The organism is Alkalibacterium sp. m-11 (assembly GCF_054658155.1).
Genome location: NZ_BAAGIR010000447.1, coordinates 1 through 294, shown reverse-complemented (window position 1 = coordinate 294; position 294 = coordinate 1). Strand labels below are relative to the sequence as shown.

At 39.1% G+C, this 294-nt stretch carries 1 protein-coding gene; it reads right to left on the bottom strand.

The window, feature by feature from the left end:
- On the bottom strand, positions 1-294 hold a 294-nt coding region (locus tag ACYQ2O_RS13135), incomplete at both ends, for a transposase (protein ID WP_459796827.1).

Here is a 294-nt window from a genome sequence, read left to right as displayed (position 1 = left end):
CAAACGGTTCATACTGTAACGCTCTGATTTGTCTCAAAACAGTGAAGAGGCTTGATTTCAAGCGTAATTCCAGTTTCATCAGTAACGTCAGTAAGTAGACAATCATCGCAAGAATCACTTGATTCTCTACGCCTTGTTCAGACTGTGAATAGTACGTTTTAATGGTAAAATGTTGTTTGATGTGCTTAAAAAACAACTCGATCTGCCATCTTGATTGATACATCTTTCCGATGTCCTCTGCTGAAAGATCCATTCGGTTCGTCAGGATACGTAGATTCGATTGATGCTTACGTT